The sequence below is a fragment of the Vibrio sp. 1069 genome (genome assembly GCF_033340555.1).
The window spans coordinates 136,314-150,310 of the sequence record NZ_JAWOWP010000011.1; the positions used below are offsets into that span (position 1 = coordinate 136,314).

Annotated in this window: 13 protein-coding genes; 8 read left to right on the top strand and 5 right to left on the bottom strand. The window is 40.5% G+C overall.

Annotated elements, in window-relative coordinates; translation table 11 throughout:
* Window positions 1-3: 3 nt before the first annotated feature.
* Window positions 4-1,173 carry an efflux RND transporter periplasmic adaptor subunit gene (locus R7040_RS16790; RefSeq protein WP_053304410.1) on the bottom strand — a complete coding sequence of 390 codons (1,170 nt, stop codon included), beginning with the start codon at window positions 1,171-1,173 and terminating at the stop codon, window positions 4-6.
* Between the two features lie 378 nt (window positions 1,174-1,551).
* Between R7040_RS16790 and R7040_RS16795 the strand changes: the two genes are divergently transcribed.
* Both R7040_RS16795 and R7040_RS16800 read left to right on the top strand, forming a co-directional pair.
* Window positions 1,552-2,475, top strand: a complete 924-nt coding sequence (locus R7040_RS16795) for a LysR family transcriptional regulator (protein ID WP_005377321.1) — start codon at window positions 1,552-1,554, stop codon at window positions 2,473-2,475.
* 140 nt (window positions 2,476-2,615) lie between these two features.
* Window positions 2,616-3,590 carry a porin gene (locus R7040_RS16800; RefSeq protein ID WP_253657414.1) on the top strand — a complete coding sequence of 325 codons (975 nt, stop codon included), beginning with the start codon at window positions 2,616-2,618 and terminating at the stop codon, window positions 3,588-3,590.
* Window positions 3,591-4,194: 604 nt separating this feature from the next.
* Here the strand turns inward: R7040_RS16800 and R7040_RS16805 are convergent.
* Complete coding sequence (locus R7040_RS16805) at window positions 4,195-4,539, bottom strand: DUF3316 domain-containing protein (protein ID WP_005377323.1); 345 nt, start codon at window positions 4,537-4,539, stop codon at window positions 4,195-4,197.
* Window positions 4,540-5,000: 461 nt separating this feature from the next.
* On the opposite strand from R7040_RS16805, the gene R7040_RS16810 reads away from it, so the two are divergent.
* The 4 genes from R7040_RS16810 to R7040_RS16825 all read left to right on the top strand — a co-directional run bounded on the left by R7040_RS16810 (window position 5,001) and on the right by R7040_RS16825 (window position 8,798).
* Window positions 5,001-5,789: a transporter substrate-binding domain-containing protein gene (locus R7040_RS16810; RefSeq protein WP_005377324.1), complete on the top strand. Its 789-nt coding sequence runs from the start codon at window positions 5,001-5,003 to the stop codon at window positions 5,787-5,789.
* A 134-nt stretch (window positions 5,790-5,923) separates the two neighbouring features.
* Entirely contained in the window at window positions 5,924-6,871 is a 948-nt protein-coding gene (locus tag R7040_RS16815; RefSeq protein WP_005377325.1) for an amino acid ABC transporter permease, read from the top strand.
* A 14-nt stretch (window positions 6,872-6,885) separates the two neighbouring features.
* Complete coding sequence (locus tag R7040_RS16820; RefSeq protein WP_086047138.1) at window positions 6,886-7,620, top strand: amino acid ABC transporter ATP-binding protein; 735 nt, start codon at window positions 6,886-6,888, stop codon at window positions 7,618-7,620.
* 275 nt (window positions 7,621-7,895) lie between these two features.
* The gene (locus R7040_RS16825) at window positions 7,896-8,798 is read left to right on the top strand and encodes a homocysteine S-methyltransferase family protein (protein WP_213987445.1); all 903 of its coding nucleotides are present in this window, start codon (window positions 7,896-7,898) and stop codon (window positions 8,796-8,798) included.
* A gap of 147 nt (window positions 8,799-8,945) precedes the next feature.
* On the opposite strand, the gene R7040_RS16830 is transcribed toward R7040_RS16825, so the two are convergent.
* Entirely contained in the window at window positions 8,946-9,938 is a 993-nt protein-coding gene (locus tag R7040_RS16830; protein ID WP_005377328.1) for a zinc-binding dehydrogenase, read from the bottom strand.
* A gap of 346 nt (window positions 9,939-10,284) precedes the next feature.
* Between R7040_RS16830 and R7040_RS16835 the strand changes: the two genes are divergently transcribed.
* Complete coding sequence (locus R7040_RS16835; protein ID WP_238939341.1) at window positions 10,285-11,358, top strand: permease; 1,074 nt, start codon at window positions 10,285-10,287, stop codon at window positions 11,356-11,358.
* Between the two features lie 98 nt (window positions 11,359-11,456).
* On the opposite strand, the gene R7040_RS16840 is transcribed toward R7040_RS16835, so the two are convergent.
* The gene (locus R7040_RS16840; protein ID WP_017635959.1) at window positions 11,457-12,218 is read right to left on the bottom strand and encodes a transporter substrate-binding domain-containing protein; all 762 of its coding nucleotides are present in this window, start codon (window positions 12,216-12,218) and stop codon (window positions 11,457-11,459) included.
* 120 nt (window positions 12,219-12,338) lie between these two features.
* On the bottom strand, window positions 12,339-12,857 hold the full coding sequence (locus R7040_RS16845; RefSeq protein WP_054577005.1) for a cysteine hydrolase family protein: 519 nt from the start codon (window positions 12,855-12,857) through the stop codon (window positions 12,339-12,341).
* 120 nt (window positions 12,858-12,977) lie between these two features.
* On the opposite strand from R7040_RS16845, the gene R7040_RS16850 reads away from it, so the two are divergent.
* On the top strand, window positions 12,978-13,889 hold the full coding sequence (locus tag R7040_RS16850; protein ID WP_169629156.1) for a GlxA family transcriptional regulator: 912 nt from the start codon (window positions 12,978-12,980) through the stop codon (window positions 13,887-13,889).
* Window positions 13,890-13,997: the final 108 nt, after the last annotated feature.

Consider the following 13,997-nt stretch of genomic DNA (forward strand, 5'->3'; position numbering starts at 1 on the left):
TTCTTAGTCTTGAGCTAAACGTTTGTTTGGCAACGATGTTGAGTTTGAAGCCATAATCAATGAAGTATTGCTAATATCTAGCGTGACATTTTTTGGTGTGACTTTGCTATTTGGGCCAACTTTTGCTGGACCATTTACCGCAATAATTGAGTCGGCGTTCAAGCCATTCTCGATAGCACGAAATGTTCCGTAACGTTCGCCTAAGGTTACGATGCTGTATTGCAACGTATTCTCTTCATTGAGTGTTAATACAAAGCGGTTTTCTAGATCTGTGCCAATAGAACGCTCTGGAACGAGAACTCGTTCAACTGGTTTGGTTGTTGATATCTGAACTCGGCCAAACGATCCCACTTTTAAGTTTGATTTTGTTGCATCGAATACCGCTCGAACCTGCAAAGTACCGGTGTTTTCGTTGATGGAGTTGTCGACAAAGTCAACGCGTCCAAAAAACTCCTGCCCATTTTGTCCAGATAGTTCAAGACGAGTAGGTAAGTTAGAGTCGGCATTGATTGTCGAGAAGTAACGGTTCCAAGTTCGCTCATCGACATCAAAGTATGCATATACCTGATCGTTAGAGACAATGTTTGATATAACGCTTTGATTTGCGTTTACATTGTTTCCTTTAGTAATGAATGCTCTTGAAATAGTGCCGCTAATAGGGGCATATATCTTCGTAAACTCAAGATCTAACTTTGCGGATTCTAACTGAGCACGCAAAGCCATTAGTTCTGCAGAGCGTTGTTTTACTGCGGTATCTCGGGCCTCTGCTTGTTCCGCTGAGATGGCTTTTCGCTTAACCAGTTGAGCGGCTCTCTTTTGTTCGTTTGCTGCTTGCTCTAGCGCAGCTCGAGCACTCTTAACTTGCGCTTCAAGTCGTGAGACCTGAGCTTTGAAGGTTCGATCATCAAGAGTGACGAGTAAGTCACCTTTGTTGACACTCTGTCCGTCTTTGAATTCTACCGTTTCAATAACTCCGGAAACGCGTGGCATTAAAGAAACTTTCTCTGGGGCTTGAAGCCTTGTTGTAAAGGTGAACCACGATTGAACGGGCTCATAGATGACTTTGGAGACGTCTATCGTAGGTAAGGGAGTATTAGGTTGTTTGGTTATCTCTTCGTCTGCACAAGCAGCTAAAACGGATAAAAGGCCAATGCCGAAAACTTTCTTTAACATTTGTCGCGCCCTAAATGATTCTGTTCATACTAAAAGGAACGGCATTGTATTCATTGTACCTATGGGTAAATAGGCCCTCAGCGAACATAGAGTAGTGATAAAAATGCACGATTAAATATTGGTCAAAATGCTCGCATTTTGGTTTGAAAAAGGTCAGTTTAGGGTTTTAAAGACGTGGAGTATTGTTAAATGTAATAAGCCATAATAGATAGGAATAACTAAACAGAAGCTAAAGATAGCGACGAAAATTAAAGCGTTTTTAATTCGTGCATTATTTGCAATTCACTGATGCAATTTGAACCATAAAAAATTGAAATTAATTTTGTAAAATCCATTTCCCATCACATAAAGAATAAAAACTAAATAAGGAATTGTGCAGTGGATCTCGCAAGCCAACTTGAATTACTACTGGATGTCTCTGAATACGGAACTTTTGCTAAGGCTGCTGACAGAAATCATATAGATCGTTCAGCTTTGTCAAAACAGATCAAAAAGCTAGAGGATGAATTGGGCTTACGGCTGTTAAACCGTTCCACGCGTTCGCTATCCCTGACCAATGCAGGTGTTGAGATGGTGGCGCAAGCCAAGAAAGTAAGAGAGGTTCTAACCGAAACTCGTAGTATTGCTGCTACATTTCAGGATGAACCGAAGGGTAACTTGAAAATATCAAGCTCCACTTTCTTTGGCAGAGCATACTTAAATCAGGCAGTTAAAGAGTTTATAAAACAGTACCCAAACATTACTGTAGAGCTGCTGCTCGATGATAATCGAGTCGATGTTATCCACGAAGGTTTTGATGTTGTGTTTCGTATCGGACCAATCCGAGAGTCCAACATGATAGTACGTAAGTTGGCAAGCAATAATATGGCACTGGTTGCATCGAAGAGTTTTATTGACAAGTATGGAACCCCGAGCTCTCCAGAAGAGCTTATAAAAATGCCAGCAGTAATATACTCTAATGCTAACTTTAAGGCAGATAAGCTACGTATAGCACCAAGCCAGTCATCAAGCGACGTTAGAACGTATAATATCAATGGGCAGTACTTCGTGAATGAAACTGAGTTAATGCTCGATGCCGTAAAATCTGATCTAGGGTATGCTTTAATAGGGCAGTTCTTTCTTCAGGAGAGTTTGAGTAAACAAGATCTTGTACAGTTGCTTCCTGATTATAATCTTCCCGCGATAGGGGAAATATATGCAATGTATACTCACCGAAATCAACAACCATTAGCCAAACTGTTCATTGATACTGTTCAAAAAATAATAGGGACGCCTCCTGTTTGGATGGATTATCTCAACTAATATGAGTACTAGGACATAATGTTTTAGATTGAGGGCTTGTTTATATTTATCCATAGAATATGGTTGAATTTGCACTTTAAAAATAATTGCCACTGTTCATAATTTCACTCGATTCAAACAACACAAGTAGTGGTAATTAAATGAAAATGATAAGAACGTCGATCGCAATCGCTGCACTTTTTTCTGCAAGTGCTGCAAATTCAGACGTAGTTTATGAAGATCAAGAATCAGTATTAAATATTCATGGCCGAGCGCAAGGGATGTATTATTTCTCTGATGATAAAAATGCAGACGGAGATAATAGCTACATTCGTGTAGGACTTGCAGGTGAGTCTAAAATAAATGAAGATCTTTATGCCTTCGGCTTATATGAGTTGGAATTTAAGTCTAATCGCAGAGATGCTGATGGGATTGAAGATGATGAATTTGATATCCGAAAAGGCTATGTAGGAGTTGGTGCAGATTACGGAACAGTAAGTTATGGACGTCAATACGGTGCGGTCACTTTAGTATCTGACTACACGGATATTTTCCCGGAGTTTGGTAATGAAGCTGCTGGCGTAAGTGCGGATCTATATGGTACCGGTCGCTCCGATTCAGTATTTAAGCTAACGACAAGCTATGAAGGTTTGAATATTCATGTTAGCTATCAGGCTGAAAACGATGAAGTGTCAACAGATGCAGCCTCTTATGGTGCGGCGGCGGACTACAAGTTGCCATATGGCTTCAAAGTTGCGCTTGGTTACAACGAAGGTGAAGGGCAATCGGGTGCAGAAGATGCAGAGCTGCTAACGGGTGCTATTGCATTTGAATACGACAAGTTTTATGCCTCTGTTTTATACAGTGATGGTGAAAACTGGGCTAAAGATGGTTCTGAAAGTAATATTGATTACACCGGTATTGAAGCAGTTGCCACTTATGAAGTAACAGATAAGCTTTGGGCACTAGTTGGCTATAACAATCTAGAGCGTGATGATGAAGATGTCGTCGATTACTACTCACTAGGTGCAGAGTACGATTTGACTTCTAATTTTAAAGCACTAGCAGAATACAGAATTACAGATGTAGACAATGAAGACGATATTCTTGCAATAGCTGCGAGATATTCATTCTAAAAAATTAATAAATATAAAAAGCCTGAAACTATTTTCAGGCTTTTTTATTTATCGGTGTGATTTTATAAGTGCTGATTTTCATCCATATATAATGGATTATATTGATCGTTACTTGTTAAAGTGTTTTGGATATAATTGTTTTGTTAGCTAGTCCACTGCTAGTTTTCATTTTCATATTTTTTGAATGATGATTTTTTCTTTGGCAACAAGAAGTATCTTGTTGCCTTTTTTTTACGTCTTATGGTTAATTAAAACAAAAAGAGTTTTTTATATATTGCTATAAATGAGAAAAATATAACGACAATTGTCAATCTTAGGTTGAGTTAATCTTCATAAAAAAGTGAACTCAATTTCAAGGGTCTTTTTCATTTAAGTGATGTGGAATCCATATGGCGAACCAAGTGAATGATAAAGCGCCAAACGACGAAATGTATCTCAATGAAGATTGGAAAAATTATTTTTATGTAAACGATAGAGGTAGGGATTGATACTGTTTATGTAAGGAGAGAGCGATTTATGAAAAGCAGTCGTTTCAATGTGATTAGACACCTTTACTTTCTTAAAATAGGAAGGGCTCTAAGAAAGTAAAGGTGCAGATGATTTTTTAGTTTTTACCGCCGTCACTTGTTCTGAAGTGATAATCGAAGTTTATGATTGCACGATATTTAACTTCATCACGGTTAAGTGCGTATTCTTCAACTCTCACCTTACTATCATCGATTGCAATATCACGAGGGAAACCGCTTCCAATGATGTTTAGACGATTTCTAAGTTCATGTTTTGATAGCGTTTGGTATTCATCGACAAGATCAAACGCAGAGCTATAAGCGGCATCTTTTGTCGTAAAGTCATTGAGAACAACTTTGTTTGTAGAGTGTTCGACATGAATACCAGCAGTAGCAGATAAACTGAATAATAATAGTGATGAGAGCGTCATTAGTTTTTTCATATAGTCACCTTTTTATTTGTATTACAAAGTCAAGATGTCCAACGAATCCTTGTTAATATCTCTCGACAAAGGTGATAGTGCCATTATAGAAATGTGCTGTACATCACATTTGTGACCATTGACTATGGAAGAATTGTCAACAATAAAACTCAAGCACTTTTGACATTACGGTCAATGTGAAAAAGCGAATATCTGTATGGTTTCGTTAATAATTAAACCACTCTCGGAAACGCTGACTATTCAGTCAAAGCGTATGTTTCTTGTCGTTATAGTGACCTGCCTACAGCTCAATCACTTAATGCATGCAATTCAATTGCAATGCCTTGGTATAGATTTTCATTCAGATCTTCCGTCTTAGTGACGATTCTACAAACTCTAGTGATTAAAAAGTCATTGTTTGTGGTTTTTTATTCTATTGTCGTGTATAAAAAAACTTTACAACAAATGATAAAGGAATATCCATGAAAAAGTTATTGTGTTTTGCTGCACTGGGGTTAGCTGTTTCGACGACGGTTAATGCAGACCCAATTTTAGACGACATCAAAAGTACAGGGGAGCTAAAAGTCTGTTTTGATTCTGGGTATATGCCTTTTGAAATGACAGCAAAAAATGGGCAGTACATCGGGTTTGATATCGATTTGGGTAAGCAAATGGCGCGTGCCATGGATGTTAAGTTTGTGCCGGTAAACACTTCATGGGATGGCATTATCCCAACACTGTTGACTGGTAAGTGTCACATGATTATGGGCGGGATGACTATCACACCTATGCGAAATACTCAGGTGAATTTCGCTGATCCCTATGTGGTTATTGGTCAATCCATTCTCGTAGATCTCAAACATGAAGGTAAAGTGTCTAGTTACCGTGATCTCAATAGTCCAGAATATGTTGTTGCAACTAAGCTTGGGACAACGGGTGAGCAAGCGGTAAAACGATACCTTCCGAAAGCTAAGATAAATCTATACGAAACTCAGTCTGAAGCGGTACTTGAGGTTGCCAACGGAAAGGTAGATGCGTTTGTTTATGACTTTCCTTACAACTCTATTTATGTGGCGGAAAACAAAGGGCAGTTAATGCACTTGGCTAAACCGTTTACTTACGAGCCTTTGGGTTGGGCTGTGCCGCAAGGAAATCCAGATACGCTTAACTTCTTAAACAACTATTTACGTCAAATTAAGGGCGATGGAACTTACGATCGCATTTACGATAAGTGGTTTAACGACGATAAATGGTTAAAGCAAGTTAAGTAATCATTTTGTTATTGTAGAGGAGCGGCTAGCTTCTGGCTCGGTTCATCGCCAACCAAACGGTTCGTGCTGTGAAGCTAACGCTTTTCTTTATTCAAATACCCACCAACTTTAATCAAAGTCATTCTCGGAATCACATGCAAAATAACTTTAAATCCCTATTGTGGAACGCTGTTTTTGTTCTTGTTTTGCTATCAATTTGCGGTCTTGTCTATCTGTCAGGTAAGCGAATCGATTACAGCTGGAATTGGGAGCGTGTCCTTCCTTATATTGCCACCAACGCTGCTTCATCCATTACCGCGCCTGTCGATGGGAACATCATTCTCGACGAGAATAACCAACTGGCTCTGGAGAGTATTCATGGTGATATTGTTCTTGAACTAAGCCAATATAAGTCTGTGGACGTCTATGAAGGTGATCTTATTTTTGAAGGAGATACCTTAGCAACTATAAAAGAGTGGCGCTCTGGCCCAATTTTAGATGGTGTTGTGACGACCATTAAAATCTCACTCTGGTCACTTATCATTGCTCTAGCGTTGGGCTTAGTTGTTGGACTAATGCGCATATCCAGCAATCCGGCATTAAAAAAGCTGGCGCTTGTGTATGTCGAGGTCATTCGTGGAACGCCTCTTTTAGTACAGATTTTTATCGTTTACTTCTTTATTGGTACTGTGCTTGACCTTGAGCGTTTTACTGCGGGAGTGATAGCGCTCTCCGTGTTTACCGCCGCTTACGTCGCAGAAATTGTGCGGTCAGGAATCCAGTCAATCCCAAGAGGACAAATGGAAGCGGCGCGTTCACTAGGAATGAATTATCCCAAAGCGATGATTTATGTCATTTTACCTCAAGCGTTTAAGCAGACATTACCTCCCTTAGCCGGGCAGTTTATCAACCTGATAAAAGATTCCTCACTTGTCTCCGTGATTTCGATTACTGATCTGACAAAAGCGGGCAGGGAAGTCGTAAGTGGTAGTTTTGCCCCATTTGAAGTTTGGTTTACCGTTGCGGCCCTTTATTTGCTTCTAACTAGTACCTTATCTTGGGCAATACAAACGTTAGAAAAGAAATTGGCAGCAAGTGATTAATGGTGGAGTCATTAATGGAATACATTATTTCAGCAAAAACAATTAATAAAATTTACCCTAATGGCTGCCATGCGCTCAAGGACGTATCGGTAAATGTAGAAAAAGGGGAAGTGATTGTCATCGTAGGACCGTCAGGTTCTGGTAAGTCAACATTCTTACGGACGATCAATCAATTAGAGACAATAAATAGTGGGTCTATTATCGTAGATGGTATCGATATGTACCACAAATCTACGGATATCAATAAACTACGCGCTGATGTGGGCATGGTATTTCAAGGCTTCAACCTTTTTCCACATAAAACGGCGATAGAGAACGTCATGTTAGCACCTTTAAAGGTTTCTAAACGTGCCCCTGAATCGGTGAAGAAAGAAGCAAAAGATTTGCTTTATAAAGTCGGTCTGTCGGAGAGAATGGATAATTATCCTAATCATTTATCAGGTGGACAGCAGCAGCGCGTCGCAATCGCTCGTGCGTTAGCAATGAAGCCCAACATTATGTTGTTTGATGAACCCACATCAGCACTAGACCCTGAAATGGTTGGAGAAGTTCTTGATGTGATGAAAGATTTGGCCAAGGACGGAATGACGATGGTAGTGGTTACTCATGAAATGGGTTTCGCAAAAGAGGTCGCTGATAGGGTGTTGTTTATGGAAGATGGTGAGCTTTTGGTTTCTGACTCTCCTGAGCGATTTTTTGATAACCCCACCAACCCTAGATTGCAGAAGTTTTTATCTAAAGTCTTATAATAAAAAGAAAATTTGATTGAGGGCGAGTCCCTCAATCACTTCATGCACTATTGTGGCTCGTAACGCTCGCCTCGCCGAGAGACATAGATAATGGGCTTTTACTCGAAGTTAATGGCGATAACATTAGCTTGGTCCGAATGAAAGGTCTGGTAAATACTAGAGTGTTTAATCAGCCATTAAGTCTTTGTTCACTTTAAACATAACAATTTCATTTTGAATTGATAAAAATTGTGTTTGAATAGAGCTTATGGATGTTTGGCGGTATGGATGTCTAAATGAAGAAAGTAACAATTTTAGATGGTGGCATGGGGCGAGAGTTGAAACGTATTGGCGCCCCTTTTTCTCAGCCGCTTTGGAGTGCACAAGCGCTAATTGAATCACCACAATATGTAAAAATGGCCCATGAGAATTTCATAGACGCTGGCGCTGAGATTATCACTGTTAACAGTTATGCATGTGTTCCATTTCACTTAGGCGAGGAACTCTATGCGAAGCGAGGGATTGAGTTAGCAAAATCTGCAGCCAAAATTGCCAGAGATGTAGTCACCAGCTCTAACGATAGAGTGCTCGTTGCGGGGTCTCTTCCTCCTGTCATGGGGTCTTACAGGCCTGAATTATTCGAGCCGAAAAGGGCACTGGAAGTGGCTTCTGAGTTATTTGAAGCTCAAGATCAATATGTTGATATTTGGTTAGCTGAGACCGTGTCTAGCCTCGCTGAAGTTGAGGTTCTATCAATAATTTTAGCCAAAACAGATAAGCCCAATTATATTGCTTTCACCTTAATGGATGAGCCTAACTCTTTGCCTCGCCTTCGCTCAGGGGAATCTCTTAAAGTCGCGGTTAATACGCTGTTGAAAACAAATGTTTCAGGTATCTTTTTCAATTGCTCTATTCCTGAAGTTGTCGAGCAAGCGATCATTGATACACAAGCAGTATTGAGTGAGTCAGGTAGAGAATTGACGATAGGTGTTTTCGCAAATAGTTTTGCTCCGATAAAGCAAGCGCACCAAGCCAACGAGACCATTCAGGAAGTTCGTCATTTCTCTCCGACTGAATATCTTGAGTATGCTAAAAAGTGGCATGCGCAGGGAGCAAGCATTATTGGTGGTTGCTGTGGGATTGAACCACGTCATATTAAATTGCTAGCGGCTTGGAGAGACACTCTCGAAAACGCCTAATTTTGGTGAAGTGCAGGGAAGCATGACAAGAGATTTTGTTTTTCATTCATCGTTATAGATAAAATAAAAGTCTTTCGTATCTGGCAAAGTAACAAGATGCTTTAACTTGCTCATTACTTTGCCAGTGTGCCTCGAGATTTTTATTAATTATTTTTGGTTCAGATTAACGACAATCTTTCCAACTGTTCTCTGATTTCGCATGTCCAAGAGTGCGTTACCTACATCCTCTAAGCCGATGATCTTCAGTTTCGGTACTTCCAATTCTCCATTTTCTAATAGCTCAGACACTTCCTTTCCGGCATTAACGATACTTGCAAACCCTCTCTCGCCAAAGACATGACCAGAGCCCAAACTTATTTGGTGGAAGCCCAAGCCTTTTAAGAAGGCATCTGGATATTGAGAAGGGTCGACAGTCTTGACGAGCTCCACCATTTCTCCCTCAAAGGTTAACACCGAGGCTGCAATTCGGTCGTTATCACCGCCTACACAATCGAGTGCAACCTCAACGCCATGATTTCCGGTAATGTCCATTACTCGTTGAACTACATCTTCATGATGATAATCAATCGTATGGGTTGCTCCTAACGAGGACAAATATGCGTGATTAGCTTCTGAACTAGTAGCAATGATCTGTTCAACACCAAATGTCTTTGCTAACTGAATAGCAAAGCTTCCAACGCCGCCAGCACCTCCGGCGATAAAAATGCTGCTTCGATTTGAAATATCGAGCTTGTCTACCAAAGCGCGATATGCGGTCCAGGCTGCGCAAGGTGTAGATGCTGCTACTTCAACCGGAACCTGAGGGTGCTTTATAAGCGTTCTTGAATCATGGATAGCAAATTCAGCGAATCCTCCGTGATGGCGTCTCATGTTTCCGTGATACAACACTTTATCGCCAACCTTCCAATCAACGACCGCATCGCCTACAGAGACTATTTCTCCTGATACGTCTAACCCGCCAACAAAATTGTTATCCATGTTAGTGACCATGTCTGACCAATAATGAATTTTTGCATCGACAGGATTCAAACCAACAGCGTTAACTTTAACCAATACATCAAATTGGGTTTCTAGTTTTGGTGTAGGTAATTCGGATAAAGAGAAAGTATCGTTATCTCGTTGGTAAGTTATCGCTCTCATAGGTTTTCCTTATTATTAAGAATGGTCGAAAGTCATACTAACTCAGAGGGTGCTGCTGCAATAATTATGGTTTTTTCTTATTTTGATAATTTTAGGTTATGTTTGATAAAAAGGATTCGAGATGCTCTGAAATTATCATAGACAACCAGTCTGCATAGCTAACGACATGTAACTTTATGATAAGTAATGACTAGTTTTATTATTCCATTTTTATGGAAATATTCTGTTGATTTTTTGTTTTGTGATTCTATAATTCCAGAAATATCGAAATAAAGACTTGTCTATCAGGTAAGCTTGTTAGCGAAAAATGACGAGGAGAGTAAATGTGAATACAGAAATTATAACTATGGCTAAAGAAGCGCTGGATATGTTTGCGTTTCTAGCAACCGAACTTATCATCTTATTTCTGGCAATTAGCTACATTGTCGGTGTGTTGCAAGATTTTCTAACGCCAGAAAAAATTCAATCTATTCTCAGCTCGAAAAAGGGTAAAGGTTACTTCATTGCTGCGTTGCTAGGTTCGATTACGCCTTTCTGTTCGTGTTCGACCATTCCTTTCTTAAAAGGCTTGTTGCGTGCAAGAGCTGGTTTTGGACCTATGATGGTGTTCCTATTTGCAAGCCCGTTGCTTAACCCAGTGATTATTGGTTTGTTTGTGGTGACTTTTGGTTGGAAAGTTGCGGTATTTTACTTTGCTATCGCGATGTCAGTATCAGTGGTAGCAGGCTATGTACTTGAAAAACTAGGGTTTGAACGTTACGTCAAACCAGAAGCATATCAAGCGGTAGGTTCTTCTTCGTGCGGTACTTCTTGTGGCGATTCAAGCAAGAAAAAAGAAGAAGCGAGACCAGCATCAAGCTGTGATACCAGCGCCTGCAATGAACCTACGCCAGTTGCGGCGAAAACATCTTGTTGTGGTGATGCACCAAAACCTGAACCTAAAGTGGAAGTGTCTTGCTGTTCATCTGGCGGTAGTGCAACAGCGACAGTCGTGGAAGAGAAAGAGCCTAGCCGCTGGGTACGTATTTGGCAATCAACTTGGAAAGACTTTAAGCAAGTGTTCCCTTATCTCATGATGGGCATTGCGATTGGTTCATTTATCTATGGCTTCATCCCGACGGAGTTCATTGCGGAGTTCGCTGGTGAAGCGAAGTGGTACGCGATTCCGGTCGCAGCAATCATTGGTATTCCATTGTACATCCGTGCAGAGGCGGTCATTCCACTTAGCGCGGCACTAGTACAAAAAGGTATGGCTCTTGGATCTGTTATGGCGCTTATTATTGGTAGTGCTGGCGCAAGTCTTACAGAAGTGATTTTGTTGAAATCAATTTTTAAGAACCAAATGATCGCTGCCTTCCTAATCGTTATCTTAACGATGGCCATGGGAGCGGGTTACTTATATACGTGGGCTTTTTTATAAAAATAACCCTCGGGCGACTGCTCGAGGGCTCTGTTTTTGTCGCCATATAGGGAAAGGGAAGTTTCCTATACCGCGCAGGCTATAAAAAGATAAAGAGGTTACTCGTAAATACTATAGGAGAAATACTTGCTGGCGATGGTTTTATGCTTACCGCTTTGGATCAATTTTTGTATTCCGCTATCGAGTAATGCTTTTAATTCTTTGTCTTGTTTTCTCACTGCTACGCCAATGCCACGGCCGAACCACTTTTCCTCTGTAAACGCTGGTCCAGTAAAGTGATAGCCTTCACCTTGTGCAGTTTCAAGAAAACCAGCACTTAAACCGATTGAGCCGCCAAATACAGCATCTAACCGTCCATTGAGTAGATCGGTAAATGCCTCATCGAACGTACCATAACGACGAATATCAATATCTGGATACAAGGCAGAAAGGTACTTATCACCAATTGTGGCTCTTTGAACTCCAATAGATAAACGATTTAGGCTGCCGTCCTCCATGTTGATTTCTCTATCATTTTTCATTACAAAACGAGTCGGTACTTTTGCATAAGGGACGGTGAAATCGACTTTCTTTTCTCGTTCTTCTGTGATTGTCATTGCAGCAATAATCGCATCGTTCTTGCGACTAAGAAGAGAAGGGATGATGCCATCCCAATCCATTTTTGAGATAACGCACTTTACTTCTAACTCTTTGCATAACGCGTTAGCGAGGTCGACCTCAAACCCTTCTAGCTTTCCCTCTTTTGTCGTCCAGCTAAATGGAGGGTAAGCCCCTTCAACAGTGAAGCGAATTTGTTTCCACTCTTTCGCATGGCTGAAAACTGAAAATAAGCTAATAAACAATACGACTATCCATTTCATAAATGTTTCCTTGTAACTATTTGGAAACCAATGTTTAACACAAAGTAAGCAAATATCAATGAAAGTGCATATATGTGTGACCTTTCGCCCGCATTGTGTGAGCGAAAGGTTTTACGTGTATTACAGCTTATCTTCAATAGTTACGAGGGGAACTCTCGTTGAGACAGCGTGAAGTGCAATGTTGTGAATCATTTCATCGACCGTGGTACAGCTATCCATTAAGATCGAAACATCATACTTGTCCGCAGATTTTGAGATAGCAGTATGTGTGACGCAGTTTTGTGTCATCATTCCGCATACAAGTAACTCCGTTACATTTTTGCTTGCCAATACTTCTTCTAAACGTGTTCCTTCAAAGCTATCTGCGAAGTGCTTTACCACGATTTCGGAATTCGGCGCTAAAGCAAGAACTTCTGGGTGAATATTGGCACCGTCGCTGCCTTCATTGAAGAATGGGGCAATGCCCATGTCAGGATCGGCAATATGCTGAATATGAATCACAGGAATGTTTTGCTCATTGGCTTTAGTTATTGCTCTCTTAACATTGTCTAAAGTTGATTCTGTATTCCATAAAGGAAACTTTCCTTCTGGGAAATAGTCGTTTTGCAAATCAATTACAAGTAGGGCTTTTTGAGTCATTTTCTTTTCCTTTTATTCAGGATCATTGCGGTACGAATAATATAAAGACTTTTAGCTACCTTCTTTAGAGTCTAAAATGACACAAAAGAGTCAAAAAGCGACACTTGAAGATAATTGAAAATGAAAATAGCACTCGTTAATTACCCAGATAGCTCGCAAGCCTCCGTATATGGTTTAAGCGAACTCTTCGAGATGGCAAACCGTGCGGCGGCTAAATTGGGCGTTGATGTGCACTTTGAAGTAGAGATATTGGATCACTGGCCAAACACGCACTTCGATGTGAAAACAGCGGTAATGATTCCGCCTAGCGGCACTGGTCAATATTACTTAGAACCAGAGCCAGAGCTACTCGACTGGTTAAATGTCCAATATAGTAAAGGTGCGATTTTAGCCTCCGCCTGCGCTGGTACTTTTATTCTTGCTCAAACCCAGTTGTTGACCAATAAGTCTTGTACGACACACTGGGACTTAGCTCCTTCATTAGCGAGTCAGTTTCCCGATATCCACGTAAGACAAGAAGCCATCCTTATTAACGAAGGAACGATCATTACGGCTGGGGGTATGATGTCATGGGTGGATTTAGGTTTGGAGTTGGTTTCCTTATTTGCGTCACCGGCAGTAATGCGCCTGTTAGGAAAAATGTTGGTTATTGATACTGGTCCGAGAGAGCAACGCTTTTATCAACAGTTTACTCCAAACTTCCAACATGGTGATGAGGTAATTGTTCAAATACAGCACTATATAAACGATCATTATCAAGGAAAACTGAGCAATAAAGAGCTTGCAGAGTTGAGTTGTTTAACAGAAAGGACATTGCAGCGACGCTTTAAAAAGGCGACAGGTTTCAATGTTAACCAATACATACAAAGCTTAAGAGTACAAAAAGCTTGTGATTTACTTGAGTCGACAACCCTAACATTTGACGCAATATCATTTAGAGTGGGTTACCAAGATGTGAGCGCGTTCAGGAAAATATTTAATAGAATCGTAGGTTTAACACCGAAGTCGTTCAGATCTCGGTTCTGTTCATGAACGCCAGAAGTAAGATAATGTTGGTATTAAACATTTATAACTCAGAAGCAAACACCGCATATTTTTACAAGCTGGCTTAGCGTGATGAAAAGGGATAACAAGCTAAGC

Excerpts from the sequence above, each read along its gene's own strand:
- R7040_RS16790 (WP_053304410.1), bottom strand. The coding sequence starts at position 1,173 with ATGTTAAAGAAAGTTTTCGGCATTGGCCTTTTATCCGTTTTAGCTGCT.
- R7040_RS16800 (WP_253657414.1), top strand. The coding sequence starts at position 2,616 with ATGAAAATGATAAGAACGTCGATCGCAATCGCTGCACTTTTTTCTGCA.
- R7040_RS16805 (WP_005377323.1), bottom strand. The coding sequence starts at position 4,539 with ATGAAAAAACTAATGACGCTCTCATCACTATTATTATTCAGTTTATCT.
- R7040_RS16810 (WP_005377324.1), top strand. The coding sequence starts at position 5,001 with ATGAAAAAGTTATTGTGTTTTGCTGCACTGGGGTTAGCTGTTTCGACG.
- R7040_RS16815 (WP_005377325.1), top strand. The coding sequence starts at position 5,924 with ATGCAAAATAACTTTAAATCCCTATTGTGGAACGCTGTTTTTGTTCTT.
- R7040_RS16820 (WP_086047138.1), top strand. The coding sequence starts at position 6,886 with ATGGAATACATTATTTCAGCAAAAACAATTAATAAAATTTACCCTAAT.
- R7040_RS16825 (WP_213987445.1), top strand. The coding sequence starts at position 7,896 with ATGAAGAAAGTAACAATTTTAGATGGTGGCATGGGGCGAGAGTTGAAA.
- R7040_RS16830 (WP_005377328.1), bottom strand. The coding sequence starts at position 9,938 with ATGAGAGCGATAACTTACCAACGAGATAACGATACTTTCTCTTTATCC.
- R7040_RS16835 (WP_238939341.1), top strand. The coding sequence starts at position 10,285 with ATGGCTAAAGAAGCGCTGGATATGTTTGCGTTTCTAGCAACCGAACTT.
- R7040_RS16840 (WP_017635959.1), bottom strand. The coding sequence starts at position 12,218 with ATGAAATGGATAGTCGTATTGTTTATTAGCTTATTTTCAGTTTTCAGC.
- R7040_RS16845 (WP_054577005.1), bottom strand. The coding sequence starts at position 12,857 with ATGACTCAAAAAGCCCTACTTGTAATTGATTTGCAAAACGACTATTTC.
- R7040_RS16850 (WP_169629156.1), top strand. The coding sequence starts at position 12,978 with ATGAAAATAGCACTCGTTAATTACCCAGATAGCTCGCAAGCCTCCGTA.